This is a genomic window from Pseudomonas sp. ICMP 561 (assembly GCF_002699985.1).
Classification (GTDB): domain Bacteria; phylum Pseudomonadota; class Gammaproteobacteria; order Pseudomonadales; family Pseudomonadaceae; genus Aquipseudomonas; species Aquipseudomonas quasicaspiana.
In genome coordinates this window covers 1-17734 of the sequence record NZ_LKBT01000002.1, presented here as the reverse complement: position 1 = coordinate 17734, position 17734 = coordinate 1, and the positions used below count along the sequence as shown (strand labels likewise).

Genomic DNA, 17734 nt, shown 5'->3' with positions numbered 1-17734 from the left:
GTTAACCCTTTCGGCAACAAGTTACCTCCTACCCAACACCGCGCCACACGGTAGGAGCGAACTAGTTCGCGAAGGCGCCAGACCAGCACTACCGCGTTAACCCTTTCGGCAACAAGTTACCTCCTACCCAACACCGCGACACTCGGTAGGAGCGAACTTGTTCGCGAAAGCGTCAGACCAGCACCACCGCGTTAACCCTTTTCGGCAACAAGTTACCTCCTACCCAACCCACGCCACTCGGTAGGAGCGAACTTGTTCGCGAAGGCGTCAGACCGGCAACACCGCGCCACACGTTGCTCGTGAGCGACAACCATTTCGATAAATTTTCTCAAAACCGCAAACGAGAACCGTTCGTCTTTATCCCTTTGCATAATTATTAAGATATATCTTAAGGTATATCTTACGTGTAACAGGAGATGAAGAAATGCGTGATGACCCTCACGACAACGACCATCGTCCGCCTCACCGCGAGCACGGCGATGGGCGAGACGGTTTTGAAAAACGGCCCGGGCGGGAACGTGGCGGCCGCGGACCTCGGGTGTTCGCCCCGGGCGATCTGAAATTACTGCTGCTGGCGTTGATTGCCGAGCAGCCCTGCCATGGCTACGACCTGATCCGCCAGATCGAAGGCATGTTTGACGGTGCCTACAGCCCAAGCCCAGGGGTGATCTATCCGACCCTGACCTTCCTTGAAGAAAGTGAGCTGATTGAAGGCGACGCTCAAGGTGGCAAAAAACACTATGCCGTCACTGACGCAGGTCGTGCCTCATTGGCCGAGCAGAAAGTCGCTCTGGATGGCGTAAGGATGCGTATCGACGTCAGTAAGCGCTCGTTGCGCGGTCATGATCGTCCTGCGGAAATCCATGAGGCCGTGCATAACCTGCGCCACGCCTTGCAACTGCACCATGGTCGCTGGAGCCCCGAAGAAATCCTCCGGGTTCGCGACCTGCTCAACAACACCGCCAAAGCCATCGTCGATGGCCCCCACGTCACCTCGGAGAAGCCGGTATGAATTCACAGCAATCCATTCATCGTGTCAGCCATGAGATCAAACGCCGCAAGCTTGAAGTGCTGCGAGTGACGGACATTACACCCAAAATGCGCCGGATTACCTTGCATGGTCCAGACCTGAAAGGCTTCATAAGCCTGGGACCCGATGACCATGTGAAATTGATTTTCGCCACCACCCCCGAAGAACAGGCCGCGCTGGATAACTTTATTCCGGGCGCCCCAAGCGACGGACCAAAACCCGTCATGCGTGATTACACGCCGCGCCGCTACGACGCGGTCAGTGGTGAACTGGATATCGATTTCGTGTTGCACGGCGAAGGCCCTGCGGCGACTTGGGCGGCACAGGCCCAACCGGGGCAGTTCCTGAATATCGCCGGGCCGCGGGGTTCGATGATCGTGCCGGATATCTTCGACAGTTATCTGCTCATCGGCGATGAAACCGCCCTGCCCGCTATTGCCCGGCGTCTTGAGGAGTTGCCAGCCAATCGCAGTGCGCTGGTCGTCGTTGAAGTTGCAGACTCGGGTGAGCAGCAGGTTTTTGACAGCAAAGCACAGGTCGACGTGATCTGGATCGTGCGTGGCGAACAAGATCTGGTGGACGTCACCCGCCGCCTGGAAATGCCTGAAGGCAAGCTGTACGCCTGGATCGCAACCGAATCGCTGCTGTCGCGCAAACTGCGCCGGGTACTGCTCGGTGAGTTCGGGCTGGAGGAAGAGTTCGTCAAGGCTGCGGGGTACTGGCGGTTGGATGGGAGTGACGAGGGGTGATGAACACCTAGCTTTCATCAAACAAACTACTGCTATCTGATTTGGAATGCTTTTTCTGTAGGAGCTGCCGAAGGCTGCGAAACATTTCTGCTGATACACCGCGATCGCAGCCTTCGGCAGCTCCTACAGGTCCTGTGTTTGCCGCGAGACTGTTCGGTGCAATAGACACCGGGGCAGCTCCTATAAATTCAGCGTCTGGCGCGTAACCTGTCCACACCAAGCAACACCAGCGCAATCACGATAAAACCGATCAGCACTCCACCCGCGTTGGTGAACGCCTGCACATAGCCGATGTTGCCGACGTTGATGAATGGGTACATGTAGTCACCAATCGAGCTGCCGCGCAGCAGCACGTAGGAAAAGTAGATCACCGGATAGAGAATCCACAGCAGCACATGCTCAAGCCGCAAGAGCCCCTTGGGTACGTAAAGCCACCAATACAGCAGGAAAGCCAACGGCATGACGTCGTGCAGTAACTCGTCAGCCACAAACTGCCAACCTTCCGGGTGCCAGAGATGGCGCAGCAATATGTTGTAGGCGAGTCCGACCAAAACAATGCTGGCTGCAATCCCGCTGCATACGACCGGATGCTGGAAGAAGCGATGCGCGGCCGAGGTTCTGGCTGTCAGCGCGCAGGTCAGCACCACCGCTACCAGCGTGTTGCTCCACACGGTAAAAAAGCTGAAAAACCGCACCAGCCCACCTATCAGACTGGCTTCATCGGCCCAGCGTGCAATCAAAACAAGGTAAAGCTGAATGGCCAGTCCTGACCACCCGAGGCAGGCGGCAATCATCGTGTAGAAGCGCTGTCCTTGCGCACTTTTCATGTATTGGAAGTACATCGTTTTTCCTTGGAGCCCGGCCTTGGAACCGGGCGAAATTACCAGCCTTTGCTGCGGTGCAACTTCACGTACAACGCCTCGACCTTCTCCCTAGCCCAAGGCGTCTTGCGCAGAAACGTCAGGCTGGACTTGATGCTTGGGTCGCTCTTGAAGCAGCGAATATCAATGCGCTCAGCCAGGCCTGACCACTCGTAATGCTCAACCAGTGCGTTGAGAATCTGTTTCAGCGTTACACCGTGCAAAGGGTTGGAGTGGGGTGTATTCATGCAAAACCTTCAAGCTCAATGGATGGGGGCACTTCCCGGAAGCTGCGCACCTTAGCCGAGCCTTCAGACAGCGGGAAGAGCTTAGCGTGCGAAGTCTTTGTTTTGGCAGTCAGCTTCCGCCTATCAGGAGTGTAGGACGCTTCCGAAAAGCTCCGCTATTTGCCCGAAACACAGCGCCGATAGTGGAATGACGCAGAACCTGTTGGAGCAGGGCTTGCCCGCGAATGGACCCCTCGGTGCTACCGGGATACCGCGTGATCGTTCTTCGCGGGCAAGCCTCGCTCCAACAGACATCCATCCCCACTGTTGCAATCCCCGCAATGATCCATGTCAATTTTGTTGCTGTTCACTAACTCGTTAGCCCCCTATCATTACGGCCTGCCAGCTGAACCGATTTTGCAACTGCTTTCGCGTTGCAAAACCGCGGCATAGCGCCGCATGCCTTTCTGAATAACTCAAAAGAACGATACCCATGTCCGCCAACCCGAGACGTTTTTTGGCTTTTGCCCTGCCCTTCCCTTCAAACTTGAGCTTCGCCGTAAGGCTCTGTGGACTTGCCGTTGCCGGTCTGGCCAGTTGCGCTCAGGCTGCACCCGCATACGACAGTGAATCGCCCTGGATGCTGGGCGACTGGGCAGGCAAACGTACCGAGCTGTCACAGCAAGGCTACGACTTCAAACTCGATTACACCGCAGAAATGGGTTCCAACCTGCACGGTGGTTACAGCCACGACAACGCGTTCCGCTACAGCGATCAATACGCTCTGGGCGCGCATCTCGATCTGCAGAAGATCCTCGGCTGGCAGGATGCCGAGTTTCAGTTGACCGTGACCAACCGCAATGGCGACAACATCAGCAACGACCGCGTCAGTGACCCGCGCACAGGTACGCTGTCTTCGTCCCAGGAAGTCTGGGGCCGTGGCAGCGTTACCCGCCTGACACAGCTGTGGTACCAGCAAAAATTCTTTGATCAGGCCTTGAGCGTCAAGCTCGGCCGATTCAATCAGGGCGAGGATTTCGGCAGCTTCCCCTGCGACTTCCAGAACCTCTCACTGTGCGGCTCCCAAGTGGGTAATTGGGATGGCGGCACGGTGTACAACTGGCCCGTCAGTCAGTGGGCAATGCGCATCAAGTACCAGATCGCTCCGGAATTTTTCGCCCAGATTGGCGCATTCGAGCAGAACCCTTCGAACCTGGAAAACGACAACGGCTTCAAACTGAGCGGCAGCGGCACCCAAGGGGCGGTCCTGCCGGTTGAACTGGTCTGGTCGCCCACTGTGGACGGTCTGCCAGGCGAATACCGCGCCGGTTATTACTACAGCACCGCCGACAGCCAGGACGTTTACAAGAGCAGCAATGGTCAGTCGGCAGCACTCACCGACGGCACTTATCGCAGTGCTTCGAGCAAACACGGCATGTGGTTGAACCTGCTGCAGCAAGTCACCCGCCGGGACGGCGATCACAGCCGCGGCTTGAGCGTGTTCGCCAATGGCACGATGCACGACAAGAAAACCAACATGGTCGACAACTACGTCGCCGTTGGTGCGTTCTATAAAGGCCCGTTTGATGCCCGTCCCAAGGATGATATTGGCCTTGCTGTCTCACGCATCCACGTCAATCCGGCCTACCGCAAGGATGCGAATGCACGCAATCAGGCGGCAGCGGTCAACGACTACAACGATCCAGCCTTCACGCCGTTGCAGGACACCGAATACAACGCCGAGCTGTATTACGGCGTGCACCTGACCAACTGGCTGACAGTACGGCCGAATCTGCAGTTCGTTCGCCACCCAGGCGGGGTCGACAAAGTGGACGATGCGTTGGTGGCAGGCCTGAAAATTCAGTCGTCGTTCTGACCGACGGCTGATTTCTGCTGTCATTAGTTCGTATCAACAACTAGTTTCAAAGTATTGCAGGAATTTCTTCAACGAGTCCTGCGCGAATAACAAAGCTACATCACTTAAATCTGTCCTTGGAGATTCACACTATGAGCACTGACGGTGCTTTGAGTAAAAATCGCCTGCTGCCGACATTGCTCGGGCTGGTGATAGTGCTGATGGGCCTTGCCCTGTTGGCCTTAGGCGTCCAGCTGCTGCAAGTAGACGGTTCGCCGTATTACGTACTGGCTGGCATCGGCTTCGCGGTGACGGGCATCTTGCTTGTCACTGGACGCCGTGCGGCTTTCGGCTTGTACGCGCTGATTCTGTTTGCCAGCACCGTCTGGGCATTGTGGGAAGTGGGTCTGGACTGGTGGCAACTCGTGCCGCGTCTGGCACTGTGGTTTGCCCTGGGTCTGGTGATGTTGTTGCCATGGTTCCGCCGCCCGGTCCTGCGGGGTCAGCCTGGCGGTAAAGGCGTCGGCGCATTGGCAGTTGCCGTGGTACTGGCCGGCCTCACAGCATTGGCAAGCCAGTTCACCAACCCAGGTGAACTCAAAGGCGAGTTGAATCGCGACACCGCAGGTACAACCAGCGCCGCACCCGCCATGCCTGACGGCGACTGGCAGTCCTACGGTCGCACCGCGTTTGGTGACCGTTACTCGCCACTGGCGCAGATCACTCCGGATAACGCCAGTAAGCTGGTGCCTGCCTGGACTTATCGCACGGGCGATATTCCCGGCCCGAACGATCCGGGCGAAACCACGGCCGAGAACACGCCACTCAAAGTCAACGGCATGCTGTACGTCTGTACGCCGCATAGCCAGGTGATCGCGCTTGATCCGGACACCGGCAAGGAAATATGGCGCTACGATCCGAAGATCAGCACCCAGAATGCTGCCAACTTCAAAGGCTGGGCACACATGACCTGCCGTGGTGTGTCGTACCACGATGACGCGGCCTATGCGGCAGCCCCTGCGCAAAGCCCTGCAACACCCGCTGTCGCTTCCGCCGGGAGCAATGCTTGCCCGCGTCGCATCTTCCTGCCGACTGCTGACACCCGTCTGATCGCGCTGAACGCCGACACCGGCAAAGTATGTGAAGACTTCGGCAACAAAGGCGCTGTCGATCTGAGCGCCAACATCGGCACGTTCGCCGCAGGTGGTTACTACTCAACGTCACCACCTGCTGTGACCAAGGACCTGGTGGTGATCGGCGGCCACGTGACCGACAACGTTTCCACCGACGAACCTTCGGGCGTGATCCGTGCGTATGACGTTCACACAGGCCGTCTGGTGTGGAACTGGGACAGCGGCAACCCGGACGATACGACTCCGCTTGCAGAGGGTAAGTCCTACACACGTAACTCGCCCAACATGTGGTCGATGTTCGCCGTCGATGAAAAACTCGGCATGCTTTACCTGCCAATGGGTAACCAGACTCCGGATCAATGGGGCGGTGACCGTACTGAAGAGTCGGAGAAATACAGCGCCAGCATCGTGGCCCTGGACATCGCTTCTGGCAAAGTCCGCTGGAGCATGCAGCTGACTCACCATGACCTGTGGGACATGGATGTCGGTGGTCAGCCTACGCTGATGGACATGAAAACCGCTGACGGCATCAAGCCAGCCGTGCTGGTTTCGACCAAGCAAGGCAGCATCTACGTGCTGGATCGCAGCACTGGCAAGCCGATCGTACCGATTAATGAAGTACCGGTCCCAAGCGGTGCGGTAGCGGGCGATCACACTTCGCCAACTCAACCTAAATCCGACCTGAACTTCATGCCGCCACCGCTCAAGGAGCGCGACATGTGGGGCGTGACGCCGTTCGATCAGGCGCTGTGCCGGATCGACTTCAAATCCCTGCGTTACGATGGCCCGTTCACCCCGCCATCGCTGCAAGGCTCGATTGTTTACCCAGGTAACTTCGGCGTGTTCGACTGGGGCGGCATCTCGGTTGACCCGGTGCGTCAGATCGCCTTCGTTAACCCGAGCTACATGGCGTTCCGTTCCAAGCTTGTGCCTGCGGCAGAAGTTGAAGGCGGTCCCGGCCGCAAGAGCGAAACCGAAGGTGTGCAGCCAAACAAAGGCGCGCCATACGGCGTGATCCTCGAAGCGTTGCTGTCGCCGATGGGTCTGCCTTGCCAGGCACCCGCGTGGGGTTATGTGGCTGCAGTGGATCTGACCAACCATCAGACCATCTGGAAACACAAAAACGGCACCGTGCGTGACAGCTCGCCAGTTCCGATCCCATTGAGCATGGGCGTTCCAAGCCTGGGCGGCACGTTCACCACAGCCGGTGGCGTTGCCTTCCTCAGCGGCACGCTTGACCAGTACCTGCGTGCCTACGACGTGCGTAACGGCAAGCAACTGTGGGAAGGCCGCCTGCCAGCAGGCGCGCAAACCACGCCGATGACCTACACCGGCAAAGACGGCAAGCAATACGTGCTCGTCGTCGCTGGCGGTCACGGCTCGCTGGGCACCAAGCAAGGCGACTACGTGATGGCGTTCAAACTGCCGGATTGATGGTTCGCTGAGGTAATGAAAAAGGCGGCTATCGAAAGATAGCCGCCTTTTTTGTGGCAGATTTTTCGACCCGGCCTGAAGTGTCGCCTGACTTACTCCCACAGAGGTTTGGCAGGTGGACCGCGTTATCGTTCTTCGCGGGCAAGCTTCGCTCCTACCGGTTAGTGACGTGTCCGGTAGGAGGTAACTTGTTGCCGAGAGGGTTGGACGCGGTGGTTCGGTCTGACGCCTCGCGAACAAGTTCGCTCCTACCGGTTAGTGGCGTGTCCGGTAGGAGGTAACTTGTTGCCGAGAGGGTTGGACGCGGTGGTTCGGTCTGACGCCTCGCGAACAAGTTCGCTCCTACCGGTTAGTGGCGTGTCCGGTAGGAGGTAACTTGTTGCCGAGAGGGGTTGACTCGGTGGTTCGGTCTGACGCCTCGCGAACAAGTTCGCTCCTACCAGTTAGTGGCGTGTCCGGTAGGAGGTAACTTGTTGCCGAAAGGGTTTGACTCGGTGGTTCAGGCCTGACGCCTCGCGAACAAGCCCGGCTGATACAGAGGTATGTGGTGAATCTGTCGGAGCGAGGCTTGCCCGCGAATCTGGCTCGGTGATTTCACGGGTAGACAGCAACGTCCTTATCGCGAGCAGGCTCGGCCTCCAAGAACCTCGTTCAAGCAATCCGTTTAGCTACCGCGACTTAACCCCAGCCTTGTTCCCCGCCCGTAAAATATCGCTCCAGCGTCTGACCAGATAATTGTGCTCGTCCATCACCGAGTTCCACACTGCAATATGGCTCATGCGCTGCTCATATGAGCCGCCATCACGTACCTCTCCGGCATCGATCAGGGGCAGGCCGTCGCTGCCGAGCAGTTGCTCACGGGCTGGCAGGCCGGCGTACCAGTAATCCCATTCTGCGGCGCTCAGGTGGTCACGACTGCGTGCAGGATTACCGATGTAATAACCCTGGCGCGCCATGATTGCCCCCGGCCAGCCGGACAACCACCAGTTGAGATACGCATAGGCAGCATCGAGTACAGGTCCCTTGGCATGCCGCGACAACGACAAACCGCCAAACCAGCCCCGATAGCCTTCACGGGGTACCGCCACGCGATACTTCACGCCAGCGCGATGCAGCCGCACCAGAGTCGGCGACCACAGGCTTTGAATATCGATAGTCGGGCTAAGCATCAACTCCGCGGCCTCTTCATCATCTGACCAGAACGCGCCGAAATGCCCTCCCTGTTGTTTACGCACCAGGACATCGGCGAGCGTGTCGATTTCCTCGATACTCATGTTGCCGATGTCTTTGAACTGCGCCAGTCTTGCGCCCTGTACCGCCAGTGCTGCGTCCAGCGCACCAATCGCCGCGTCGCTTTGCAGGGCAATACGTCCAGCCCACGCGGGATCAAGCAGCCAGCCCCAGCTTTCATGGGCACTGTCCAGCCCGGCGGGCAAGCGCTCCGGGCGATAGGCAAAACTGTCGGCATTGTGCGTTAGCGGCAGCATGCTGATGCGCTCGCTCACCGTACCGCCCAGCGTGCCGTCATGCTGCACGAACAGCCGCTCGCTGGGCACGCTGCCACTGCCGAGCCGGTCCGTGGGCCGCAACCGGCCGCGCTTGGGTAAGTCGTTGATCTCATGCCATAGAGCGATGCGACGGGTATCGATGGGCTGGATGGCACGCGCCGGCCACACGAAGTCGACGTTGTGAAACCACTGATCGTAGAGGTCGTAACTCTCGGGCTGCATCACCGCGATGCGTTGCGCGGTCTGCACGTCATGCATCTGGTACACCAGGCGAATACCCAGTTCCTGCTCGGCACGCTCGCGGATAGATTCAAGCAAGGTGACCGATGTACCCAGGACGCGTAGCGTAATGGTCATGCCGCCGTCTCGCTGATAGCCGGAGCGAAGCTGCGGGCAAACACATCAAACGAACGACGCAACCGCTCAGGGTCAAGACCGCGCAGAATGAACACCAGTCGCGAACTGTGATCGTCCCCCGGCCAGGCCGACAGGTGCACGGGTGCATGCAGGCAATGCTGCACACCATGAATCACGATAGGCGCCTGGCTGGCATTCACGTTGAGAAGTCCCTTGACTCGAAGGATTCGTTCGCCATGGCATCTTAACATCATCGACAGCCAGACCCCGAAACCGACCCAGTCCAGCGGCTGCTCGAACCTCAGGCAGCACACTTGCGCATCACCATGCCGTGACGCTCTGGATTGCACTTGATGGAGCTTCCAGCGCGCCACCTCCTGAGAAGGCTCTGCATCGCGCACGCCTTCGCCCAGCAATAACTGATCGCCGCTGTGGACATGCGCGGTATCCATCATGAGCGCGGAGAAATTCAGGGCCTGTAGATGTGTTCGCAACTCAGTCAGCGATGGCTCATCCACCACATCCGTCTTGCTCAGCAACAAACGATCCGCCGCCGCGACTTGCGCCAGCCACTCCGGGTGCAAACGTTCCTGCAAAGTGGCGTGACAGGCGTCTACCAGGGTCACGATCAGGCCCACATGAAAACGCCCGCGCAGTTGCGGATCGTTGCTCAGGGTCGCGAGGATCGGGGCCGGGTCAGCAAGGCCTGTGGTTTCCAGAATCACCCGGCGAAACGGCGGGATCTCGCCCTTGGCGCGTCGGGCAAGCAGGCCCAGCAGCGCGTCCTTCAGTTCGCCGCGAATGGAGCAACAGACACAGCCACTGGGCAGCAATACGGTGTCCGGCGCGACCTCCTCGACCAGCAGATGATCGATCCCCACGTCGCCGAACTCATTGATCAGCAACGCGGTATCACCGAGGTTTTCGTCCTGCAGCAGTCGTTTGAGCAAGGTCGTCTTGCCGCTGCCGAGGAAGCCGGTGATAACGTTCAACGCGATGCTCATGATGACCTCTGCAAATGATCCAGCACGACGGGGTCAAGCGGGTCCAGCTGGCGACCAATCAGTAATTCGGCCTTCTCCCACAGTTGATCGAGGCCCGACGCCAGTGCCTGCTTGCCGGTGGCACCGAGCAACAGGTACGACGAGCCCTGAAAGTCCTCAACCCTGAGGCGAAATGGCGCCACCACTTTGTTGATCGCCGCGATACGCCGCAAGCGCTCACGCCGCCGAGGCAATTCACCGCCCAGCGGGTCGCTCCAATGCACGTCTTCGCCGAGCAGGCCACACAATCCACACATCAGGTGATCCTCATTGACTGACTACGGCATCACATCGCCAGAGTTCGGCCCCAATGTCTGGCCGACAAACAGATTGCCTCCCGGCTCACTGGCCAGAAGCACCGCTACCGGCGCGACCTCTGCCGGCAGACCGAAGCGCCCCAGCGGTAACTCGGCAGCCTTGGCCGTTTTCCAGGCGCTGCTGATGCCTGACACCAATGGCGTTTCAATCGGGCCAGGGGCAATAGCGTTGACCAGCACGTTGTCCTTGGCCACTTCCAGCGCCAGCGATTTGGTAAAACCTATCACTCCGGCCTTGGCCGCAGCGTAATGCGTGAGTTCAGCGCCGCCCTTTATGCCCAGTTGCGAAGCGACGTTGATGATGCGCCCCCACCCTTGACCCAGCATGTGCGGCAGTGCCCGCTGACTCGCCACGAATACACTGGTCAGGTCTACACGTAACATGTCGTTCCACATCTCGATGCTCAAATCGACACAGCGCGCCTGAGTGAGCATGCCAGCGTTATTGACCAGAATGTCGATGCCACCAAAATGCTCGACGCAGGCATCGACACTGGCTTGCGCGCCTTCGACACTGCCCACATCGGCCACGCACTCGCGCACCTGCGCGCCCAGTTGTCGGCACTCCTGGGCGACTTGCGCCAGGCTCTGCGGGTCACGATCACCCAACACCAGTATTGCGCCTTCGAGTGCATAGGCACGGGCAATGGCAGCACCAATTCCGCTGCCTGCCCCCGTGATGACAGCGCGTTTGTTAATGAGTTGTTGCATGTATGGGTTCCTTTTTGAAATGGCGCACGATCCTGTGGGACAGATTTATCAGGGAAGAACACAGCCCGGCGGACATAAAGCCCACGGTGTGACCCACATCGCCTTCGCGAATGAATTCGCTCCCACAGGTTCTGCGCGATGTCGTGGGGCTGGCTTTAGCCGGGAGGACGTCGGGGGTGTTCGCTAGATTTCTTTGGCGATATACCGTTCTCCCGGCTAAAGCCGGTCCTACAAGATCAAGAGCACGCTTGCAGGCAAACATGGAATCTCCCACACCTCATCTGCGCAGAGTCATCACTCAGGCCAACGCACCGTCAGCCCTCCATCAATCACAATGCTTTGTCCGGTCAGGTAACTGGCTTCATCGCTGCACAGGAAGCGCACCAGTGAGGCGACTTCATCAGCCCGCCCTACGCGACCAAGCGGGATAGCTTTGGCTGCCTGAGCGAGACCTTCCGGGCCCAGGGAGTTTTTGCTGTCCAGGGATTGCGGCGTCTCGATCAATCCGGGAATCACCGCATTGCAGCGAATACCACGGCCAGCCAACTCCACCGCCAATGATCGACACAGCCCTGGCACACCAGCCTTCGCGGCTGCGTAGTGAGCATGGTCCTGCCAGCCGTAGACGCCGCCTGCTATAGACGAGATCGCCACCAAAGCGCCGCCCTCTCCCATGTGCCTGGCCGCGGCGCGGAAGGTGCGCATCACGCCGGTCAGGTCCACATCGAGCATCTCGTTCCACAGCTCGTCTGTCATTTCTAGCAGCGGAGCGCGGCGCAGCAAGCCTGCGTTAGCCACGGCGTAGTCGATGCGGCCGAAGACCTCAAGCGCCTGATCGGCCAATGCATCTACCGATTGCGTGCTGGTGACGTCCAGTGCCGCCATCAGGCACTCGCCCCCCACTGCTTCTACCAAACGAATGGTTTCCTGAGGATCGTGAGGATCGGCGGGGTAAAAACCGCCAACCACTGCAACGCCTTTTTGCGCGAACGCTACGGCCAGCGCCTGCCCGATGCCGCTGGCGGCACCGGTGATCACTGCGACTTTACGGGTCATGTGCAATTCCTCATTTCACGGTTTCGGGACGCACGTGGCGGGCGGCAAACATCAACGCGCCGGAGAGGAAGCAAGGCAGCGCGCCGAAGTACAAGGCAGAAGTCTGCCAGTCACCGCCTGCGCTCAGCACCGAGGTGGCACCAAAACCTGCAACCACTGCGCCGATGGGCCCCATGGCGTGAATGATCGCGCCGCCAGTAGCGCGGATACTGGTCGGGAAGCTTTCGCTGATGAAGAACAACGCGGCTGAGTAAGGACCGATCAGGAAGAACAGACCCAGGCTGTAAAGACCGATCACGACGGGCATGTTGCTTGGGCCGTAGAGCATCGCAGCAAAGGACAGTCCACCCAGCATCCAGCCCAGGCCGATCACATTACGGCGACCAATCTTGTCGCCCATCCAGCCATGGCTCAGGTAACCGCAGTAGCCCACCAGGTTGGACAACACCAGAATGATCAGCGAGTTCTCGAAGGAGACGTGATGCACACTGACGATCACTGACGTACCGAGCACGCTGAACACCTGAATCGCTGCCCAGTTGAGCAGAATGGCCGCACCAATCACCAGGGTTGCACGACGCGATGTGCCACGAAACGCTGCGGCGAGACCCGCCGTGCGGTGCTCTTCGTAATCCACGCCATAAGTCAGCGCCACGGCTTGAGCCTGGCTCACATCACCGGCTTTGCGCAGTTGAGTAATGCGCTGATGGATCTGGAACTGCGGACTCTCCTTGAGTTTGCGCGCCAGAATCGCGATGACGATGGCCGGGATCGCCGCAAAAACGAAGCAGCCCTGCCAGCCGATGATGGGCAACAGCACTGCAGTCAATCCCGCAGCAATCAATGCCCCGACTGGCCAGCCACCTTGCACCAGGCTGTAAATAAAGCCGCGACGTTTAGCCAGACGCGGGTCATCGGAGGCCGCGTAGATTTCACTCAGGTAAGTCGCGTTGACCGTTTCTTCCGCATAGCCCAGGCCACCCAGAGAACGAATCAGAATCAACGGTGATTTCCCCCACGAACCTCCGATCGCGGTCAGCGCCGAACAGATCGCCGAACCGCTGACGGTGAAGATAATGCCCATGCGTCGACCCAGGCGATCTACCAGCGGCCCGATGGCCAGGGCGACCACTGCGGTCCCGACCGCCACCCAGGTGGCAATCTCGGCCTGCTCGACTTCGCTCCACGCAAAATGCCGACCGATTTCCGGCAACAGCGTGCCGAACAGAATGAAGTCGTACACCGCAAAGACCCAGGCGAAGAACGCGATCCAGGTGGCAAATCGCACCTGGTCTGGAGTCAGTTGCTGGGGTTTCCAGCCAGTCAGGTCAAGCTTGCTGTAAATGGACATGAGTGACGCCTCGTACAGGGCAATGAATCAGCGGTTACGTGGGTTACGGCGGACAAAGTCGTCGGCGATTTCGTCGAAGGTGACGAACTTGACGCCCTCATGACTCTGGATGTGTTCGATCAAACGCTCCAGCATCAACAGCACTTGCGGGCGACCAGAGACATCCGGGTGGATAGTCATGGTGAACACCGCGTGCTCGTGCTCGCGATAGACCCAGTCGAACTGGTCGCGCCACATTTCTTCCAGATGGCGAGGGTTGACGAAGCCATGGCTGTTGGGGGCTTTCTTGATGAACATCATGGGCGGCAGGTCATCGAGGTACCAGTTGGCCGGGATCTCCACCAGATCGGTTTCTTCACCGCGCACCAACGGTTTCATCCACGTATCGGGATGCTGGCTGTAATCGATCCTGGTCCACTTGTCTCCGACCCGGACGTAGTACGGATGGAAATCGTTGTGCATCAGGCTGTGGTCGTACTTGATGCCTTTTTTGAGTAGCAACTCATTGGTGACGTTGCTGAATTCCCACCAGGGTGCGACGTAACCGGTCGGACGCTTGCCGGTCATTTGTGTGATCAGGTCGATGGACTTGTCGAGGACGATCTCTTCCTGCTCCGGGGTCATCGCAATCGGGTTTTCGTGGCTGTAACCGTGCACACCGACTTCATGACCGGCATCGACAACGGCCTTCATTTGCTCGGGGAAGGTTTCCATGGAGTGGCCGGGAATGAACCAGGTGGTGCGCAAGCCGTAACGCTCGAACAGCTTGAGCAGACGCGGCGCACCCACTTCACCCGCGAACAGGCCACGGGAGATGTCATCCGGAGAATCCTCACCGCCGTAGGAACCCAGCCAACCCGCTACCGCATCAACATCGACGCCAAATGCACACAAGATTTCTTTAGCCATTTTGCTACTCCTGCTTGTTGATCAGACCGGCGCTAACGCATTCAGTACTGGCTGCCGGGGTTCCAGTGCTTTGCTGTTCGAGGTCAATCAGGTCTCGGTCATTGCCGCTTCGACGGCCAGCGCGGCGCGCAACAAACGCGCGTCTTCCCCCGCAGGTGCACTGAGCAACAGCCCTGTTGGCAACCCGCGTTCGTCATGCCCGCTAGGCAAGGAAATACCCGGCATGTTCAGCAGGCTGCCAGGCATGGTCAGGCGCAAGGTGGCCAGATTGGTCTGGAAAAACAGCTCGTCGTCCGCCAGCAAAGGCGCCAGCGGAGGGGCCACATGGGCCACGCTTGGAGTCAGCAGAAAAGCGCCGTCAAGCTCCAGGCTGATTTGCTCCTGCAGTTGCTCACGGGCGCTATATAGCTTGAGTAGTTGACTGGCGGGCATGTGCCGGGCCGTCTCAAGGCGCATGCGCACTCGAGGATCGAGTTGGCTGGCCGCATCGCTGTCGAGCAGGTTCTGGTGGAGGGCGAACGCCTCAGCAGCGCCTAACCAGCCGTGCTGTTGAATCAGCTGCAAGGTGGCCTGGAAGGCTGCGCATGGCCGCATCTCCACCAGCGCACCGGCTTCATGCAACCGCGCCACCGACCGCAACAGGTTATTGCGCACCGCAGGTTCGATACGTTCATCCTGCAAAACCGTCTCATCAACCCAGAAACGCTGCCCGACCAGACTGCGCGGCACCAGAGAAGTCGGCTTGCTACGAGCACGCAGCACATCATCAATAACGATGACGTCGCGTACGCTGCGGGTCAGCGGGCCGACGCTGTCCAGCGTATGGGCCAAGGGAAAAATGCCGTCCCGACTGTAGCGCCGAGTGGTGCTGCGAAACCCTACCAAGCCATTGAAAGCGGCCGGAATGCGGATCGAGCCTGCGGTGTCGGTCCCCATGGCGATAGGCACAATGCCCGCGGCGACCGCGACCGCCGAACCGGAAGACGATCCACCCGCAATGCGAGGTTGATCATCGCTGCACGGATTGATCGGAGTACCGAAATGCGGGTTGAGGCCCAACCCCGAATACGCAAACTCACTGAGGTTGGTTTTCCCCAAACTGACCATGCCCGCCCGCGCCAGAAGGCCGGTAGTGGGCGCATCCAGCAGCGCGGCCCCGAGATTGCTACGCACGGCGGCACCGGCGCTGGTGACGGTGCCAGCGACATCAAACAGGTCTTTCCAGGCAACGGGTATTCCATCGAAGGGGCTTAGAGGCTGCCCCGCCCCCCAACGAGCCGCAGAGGCCTGGGCCTCACGGCGAGCACGTTCGACGCTCAGAGAGATAAATACGTGATCAGTGCACAAGGCCTGTTCCAGCGCCAGTTCGAGGGCCTGCACCGGATCATTGCGACCCGAAGCATATTCCTCGGCCATTGCACTGGCATCCATCGCCCTGCCTTGGCTAGCAGTGTTGATGATCGACATGCCACACCTATTAAATGTACTTATTAATAAAATATACATTTAACAAAGGCAGAATCCATGCCAGATATGAGTCAGCTTTCGAGCATCGGCAACGTCAAAACTTTCTAAATCACAGCAAATGGCTATGCCAGAGCCCTTTCATCGCGATGGATGATTGAGTTTTAGGAGAGCATTCCGGCAAAAACGTATCTTCATCGCAAAAAATGTACATTTTATAAAAGGTACGTTTAGGTGCACATTAGTAACAGTGAGCCCTATGAATGTGCATCGCACGTAGCTCGAGGTGACAAATGGACTTCTGTGCGAGAATCCGCCGTCGATCATCAGAGAAGCTCAGGAAACCGATGTCAGGAGACGATTCGCGCACGGCCTCACGCTATGCCACGATCCGGGAAGTGTTACGCGAAGCCATTGTCAGCGGGGCGGCGAGCACCGGCCTGGTATTGCTCGAAGCGCCGCTGGCCGACCTTTTCGGCACCAGCCGCGTGCCGGTGCGCAAGGCGCTCAACCTGCTGCATGACGAGGGACTGATCTGCCGGTTTGATGGCCGTGGGTATCTGGTCAATCCAGAAGGCATTGAGGTTGAGCCACTGCGCCTGACCCTCAGTCATAAACAGTTTGGCTTGGATAGCAGTGAAGAGCTGGTGGATACCCGCCCGCTGGGCGAACGCGTTTACGATGAAATCAGTGCAGCGCTTTCAAGCTGCATGGCCTTCGGGCACTACCGGCTGGACGAAAAAGACGCTGCCGAGCATTACGGCGTCAGCCGCGCCGTGGTGCGTGAAGCGCTGATGCGCTTGCGTGATCGCGGGCTGGTGGAAAAGGAACCCTACTCGCAATGGCTGGCCGGCCCGCTGACGGCGCGCGAAGTGACCGAAGACTACGAACTGCGGGCCTGCCTGGAGCCTGAGGCGTTGCGCCAGACAGCACCGGGCCTGAGTCGTGAAACGCTGGAAGCCATGCTTGAACGGGTCGTACAGGCGCAAAACGCCGAACACTGTAGCCTTGAAGATATCGAACGCATCGAGGAAGACCTGCACCAGCATTGCCTGTCAGGCCTGCAGAATCGCAAGATTGCTACGCTGATTCGCCAAGGTCAAAATCCGATGATTATCAGCCGGATCTTCTACCGATTATTGGGCATCGGTGCCGACGAGGCGATGCTGGCTGAACATCGCCTGATTATCGAACTGCTGCTGCATGGTGCATTCGACGCCGCCGCACTGAACCTGAAGGAGCATTTGCTACGCGCACGACAGCGCATGCTGCAACGCCTGAAAGTACTGTCGGTGTTGCCGGAACAGGAAGTGCCCGGGTATTTGACGCGGTTGAGTTGAGTTCAGTAAGCCGAGCGCTGGCCCCTTGTGGGCGTTTTATGTTTGCCTGCAAGCTTGATCTTGTAGGACCGGCTTTAGCCGGGAGAGCGGTATTTCTGCCGAAAGATATCCTGCGAATGTTCTGACGCCCTCCCGGCTAAAGCCGGCCCTACGGGTTGTGTAGCCCTGGTCGAAGCGGGGCCACTACTTCTCGATCACTTCCCCGCGCATCGGCGCCAGTTGAGTTGAGGTCCGTAAGCCGAGCGCTGAGCCCTTGTGGGAGGTTTTATGTTTGCCTGCAAGCTTGATCTTGATCACGTAATTGGATGGACTCGCCCAAGCCGAGGCGTCAGTAGCGCCACGGTGGCATTCTTAAGAAGCCAACGACAGCGAGGGCGAGTCCATGAAAAA

General features: G+C 58.7%; 15 protein-coding genes. 5 read left to right on the top strand and 10 right to left on the bottom strand.

The window, feature by feature from the left end; all coding sequences use genetic code 11:
- The first annotated feature begins 424 nt into the window (after positions 1 to 424).
- Complete coding sequence (locus AO242_RS02470) at positions 425 to 1012, top strand: PadR family transcriptional regulator (RefSeq protein ID WP_099267546.1); 588 nt, start codon at positions 425 to 427, stop codon at positions 1010 to 1012.
- Positions 1009 to 1779 carry a siderophore-interacting protein gene (locus AO242_RS02465; RefSeq protein WP_099267545.1) on the top strand — a complete coding sequence of 257 codons (771 nt, stop codon included), beginning with the start codon at positions 1009 to 1011 and terminating at the stop codon, positions 1777 to 1779. Before AO242_RS02470 ends, AO242_RS02465 begins: the two co-directional genes overlap by 4 nt.
- 188 nt (positions 1780 to 1967) lie before the next feature.
- Here the strand turns inward: AO242_RS02465 and AO242_RS02460 are convergent, their stop codons facing one another.
- Both AO242_RS02460 and AO242_RS02455 read right to left on the bottom strand, forming a co-directional pair.
- Complete coding sequence (locus tag AO242_RS02460; protein WP_099267544.1) at positions 1968 to 2621, bottom strand: Pr6Pr family membrane protein; 654 nt, start codon at positions 2619 to 2621, stop codon at positions 1968 to 1970.
- 38 nt (positions 2622 to 2659) lie between these two features.
- Positions 2660 to 2887: a VF530 family DNA-binding protein gene (locus tag AO242_RS02455; protein WP_099267543.1), complete on the bottom strand. Its 228-nt coding sequence runs from the start codon at positions 2885 to 2887 to the stop codon at positions 2660 to 2662.
- A gap of 472 nt (positions 2888 to 3359) precedes the next feature.
- Between AO242_RS02455 and AO242_RS02450 the strand changes: the two genes are divergently transcribed.
- Together AO242_RS02450 and AO242_RS02445 are read left to right on the top strand one after the other, a co-directional pair.
- A complete protein-coding gene (locus AO242_RS02450; RefSeq protein ID WP_099267542.1) occupies positions 3360 to 4742 on the top strand; it encodes a carbohydrate porin in 1383 nt (460 codons plus the stop codon).
- 131 nt (positions 4743 to 4873) lie between these two features.
- Positions 4874 to 7288: a glucose/quinate/shikimate family membrane-bound PQQ-dependent dehydrogenase gene (locus AO242_RS02445; RefSeq protein ID WP_099267541.1), complete on the top strand. Its 2415-nt coding sequence runs from the start codon at positions 4874 to 4876 to the stop codon at positions 7286 to 7288.
- Between the two features lie 668 nt (positions 7289 to 7956).
- On the opposite strand, the gene AO242_RS02440 is transcribed toward AO242_RS02445, so the two are convergent.
- The 8 genes from AO242_RS02440 to AO242_RS02400 all read right to left on the bottom strand — a co-directional run bounded on the left by AO242_RS02440 (position 7957) and on the right by AO242_RS02400 (position 16007).
- Positions 7957 to 9153, bottom strand: coding sequence for an ABC transporter substrate-binding protein (locus AO242_RS02440; protein WP_099267540.1), 1197 nt, complete (start codon positions 9151 to 9153; stop codon positions 7957 to 7959).
- Positions 9150 to 10157, bottom strand: coding sequence for a CobW family GTP-binding protein (locus AO242_RS02435; protein WP_099267539.1), 1008 nt, complete (start codon positions 10155 to 10157; stop codon positions 9150 to 9152). The genes AO242_RS02440 and AO242_RS02435 overlap by 4 nt, the downstream gene beginning before the upstream one ends.
- Positions 10154 to 10453, bottom strand: a complete 300-nt coding sequence (locus tag AO242_RS02430) for a hypothetical protein (RefSeq protein WP_099267538.1) — start codon at positions 10451 to 10453, stop codon at positions 10154 to 10156. Before AO242_RS02430 ends, AO242_RS02435 begins: the two co-directional genes overlap by 4 nt.
- A gap of 21 nt (positions 10454 to 10474) precedes the next feature.
- The gene (locus AO242_RS02425) at positions 10475 to 11224 is read right to left on the bottom strand and encodes an SDR family NAD(P)-dependent oxidoreductase (protein ID WP_099267537.1); all 750 of its coding nucleotides are present in this window, start codon (positions 11222 to 11224) and stop codon (positions 10475 to 10477) included.
- Positions 11225 to 11518: 294 nt separating this feature from the next.
- The gene (locus tag AO242_RS02415) at positions 11519 to 12280 is read right to left on the bottom strand and encodes an SDR family NAD(P)-dependent oxidoreductase (protein WP_099267535.1); all 762 of its coding nucleotides are present in this window, start codon (positions 12278 to 12280) and stop codon (positions 11519 to 11521) included.
- Between the two features lie 10 nt (positions 12281 to 12290).
- On the bottom strand, positions 12291 to 13631 hold the full coding sequence (locus AO242_RS02410; protein ID WP_099267534.1) for an MFS transporter: 1341 nt from the start codon (positions 13629 to 13631) through the stop codon (positions 12291 to 12293).
- Positions 13632 to 13658: 27 nt separating this feature from the next.
- Positions 13659 to 14540, bottom strand: a complete 882-nt coding sequence (locus AO242_RS02405; protein ID WP_027899792.1) for a polysaccharide deacetylase family protein — start codon at positions 14538 to 14540, stop codon at positions 13659 to 13661.
- Between the two features lie 87 nt (positions 14541 to 14627).
- On the bottom strand, positions 14628 to 16007 hold the full coding sequence (locus AO242_RS02400; protein WP_176560559.1) for an amidase: 1380 nt from the start codon (positions 16005 to 16007) through the stop codon (positions 14628 to 14630).
- 344 nt (positions 16008 to 16351) lie between these two features.
- Here AO242_RS02400 and AO242_RS02395 point away from each other — a divergent pair, with 344 nt between their 5' ends.
- Complete coding sequence (locus AO242_RS02395) at positions 16352 to 17344, top strand: GntR family transcriptional regulator (protein WP_099267532.1); 993 nt, start codon at positions 16352 to 16354, stop codon at positions 17342 to 17344.
- Positions 17345 to 17734 lie beyond the last annotated feature (390 nt).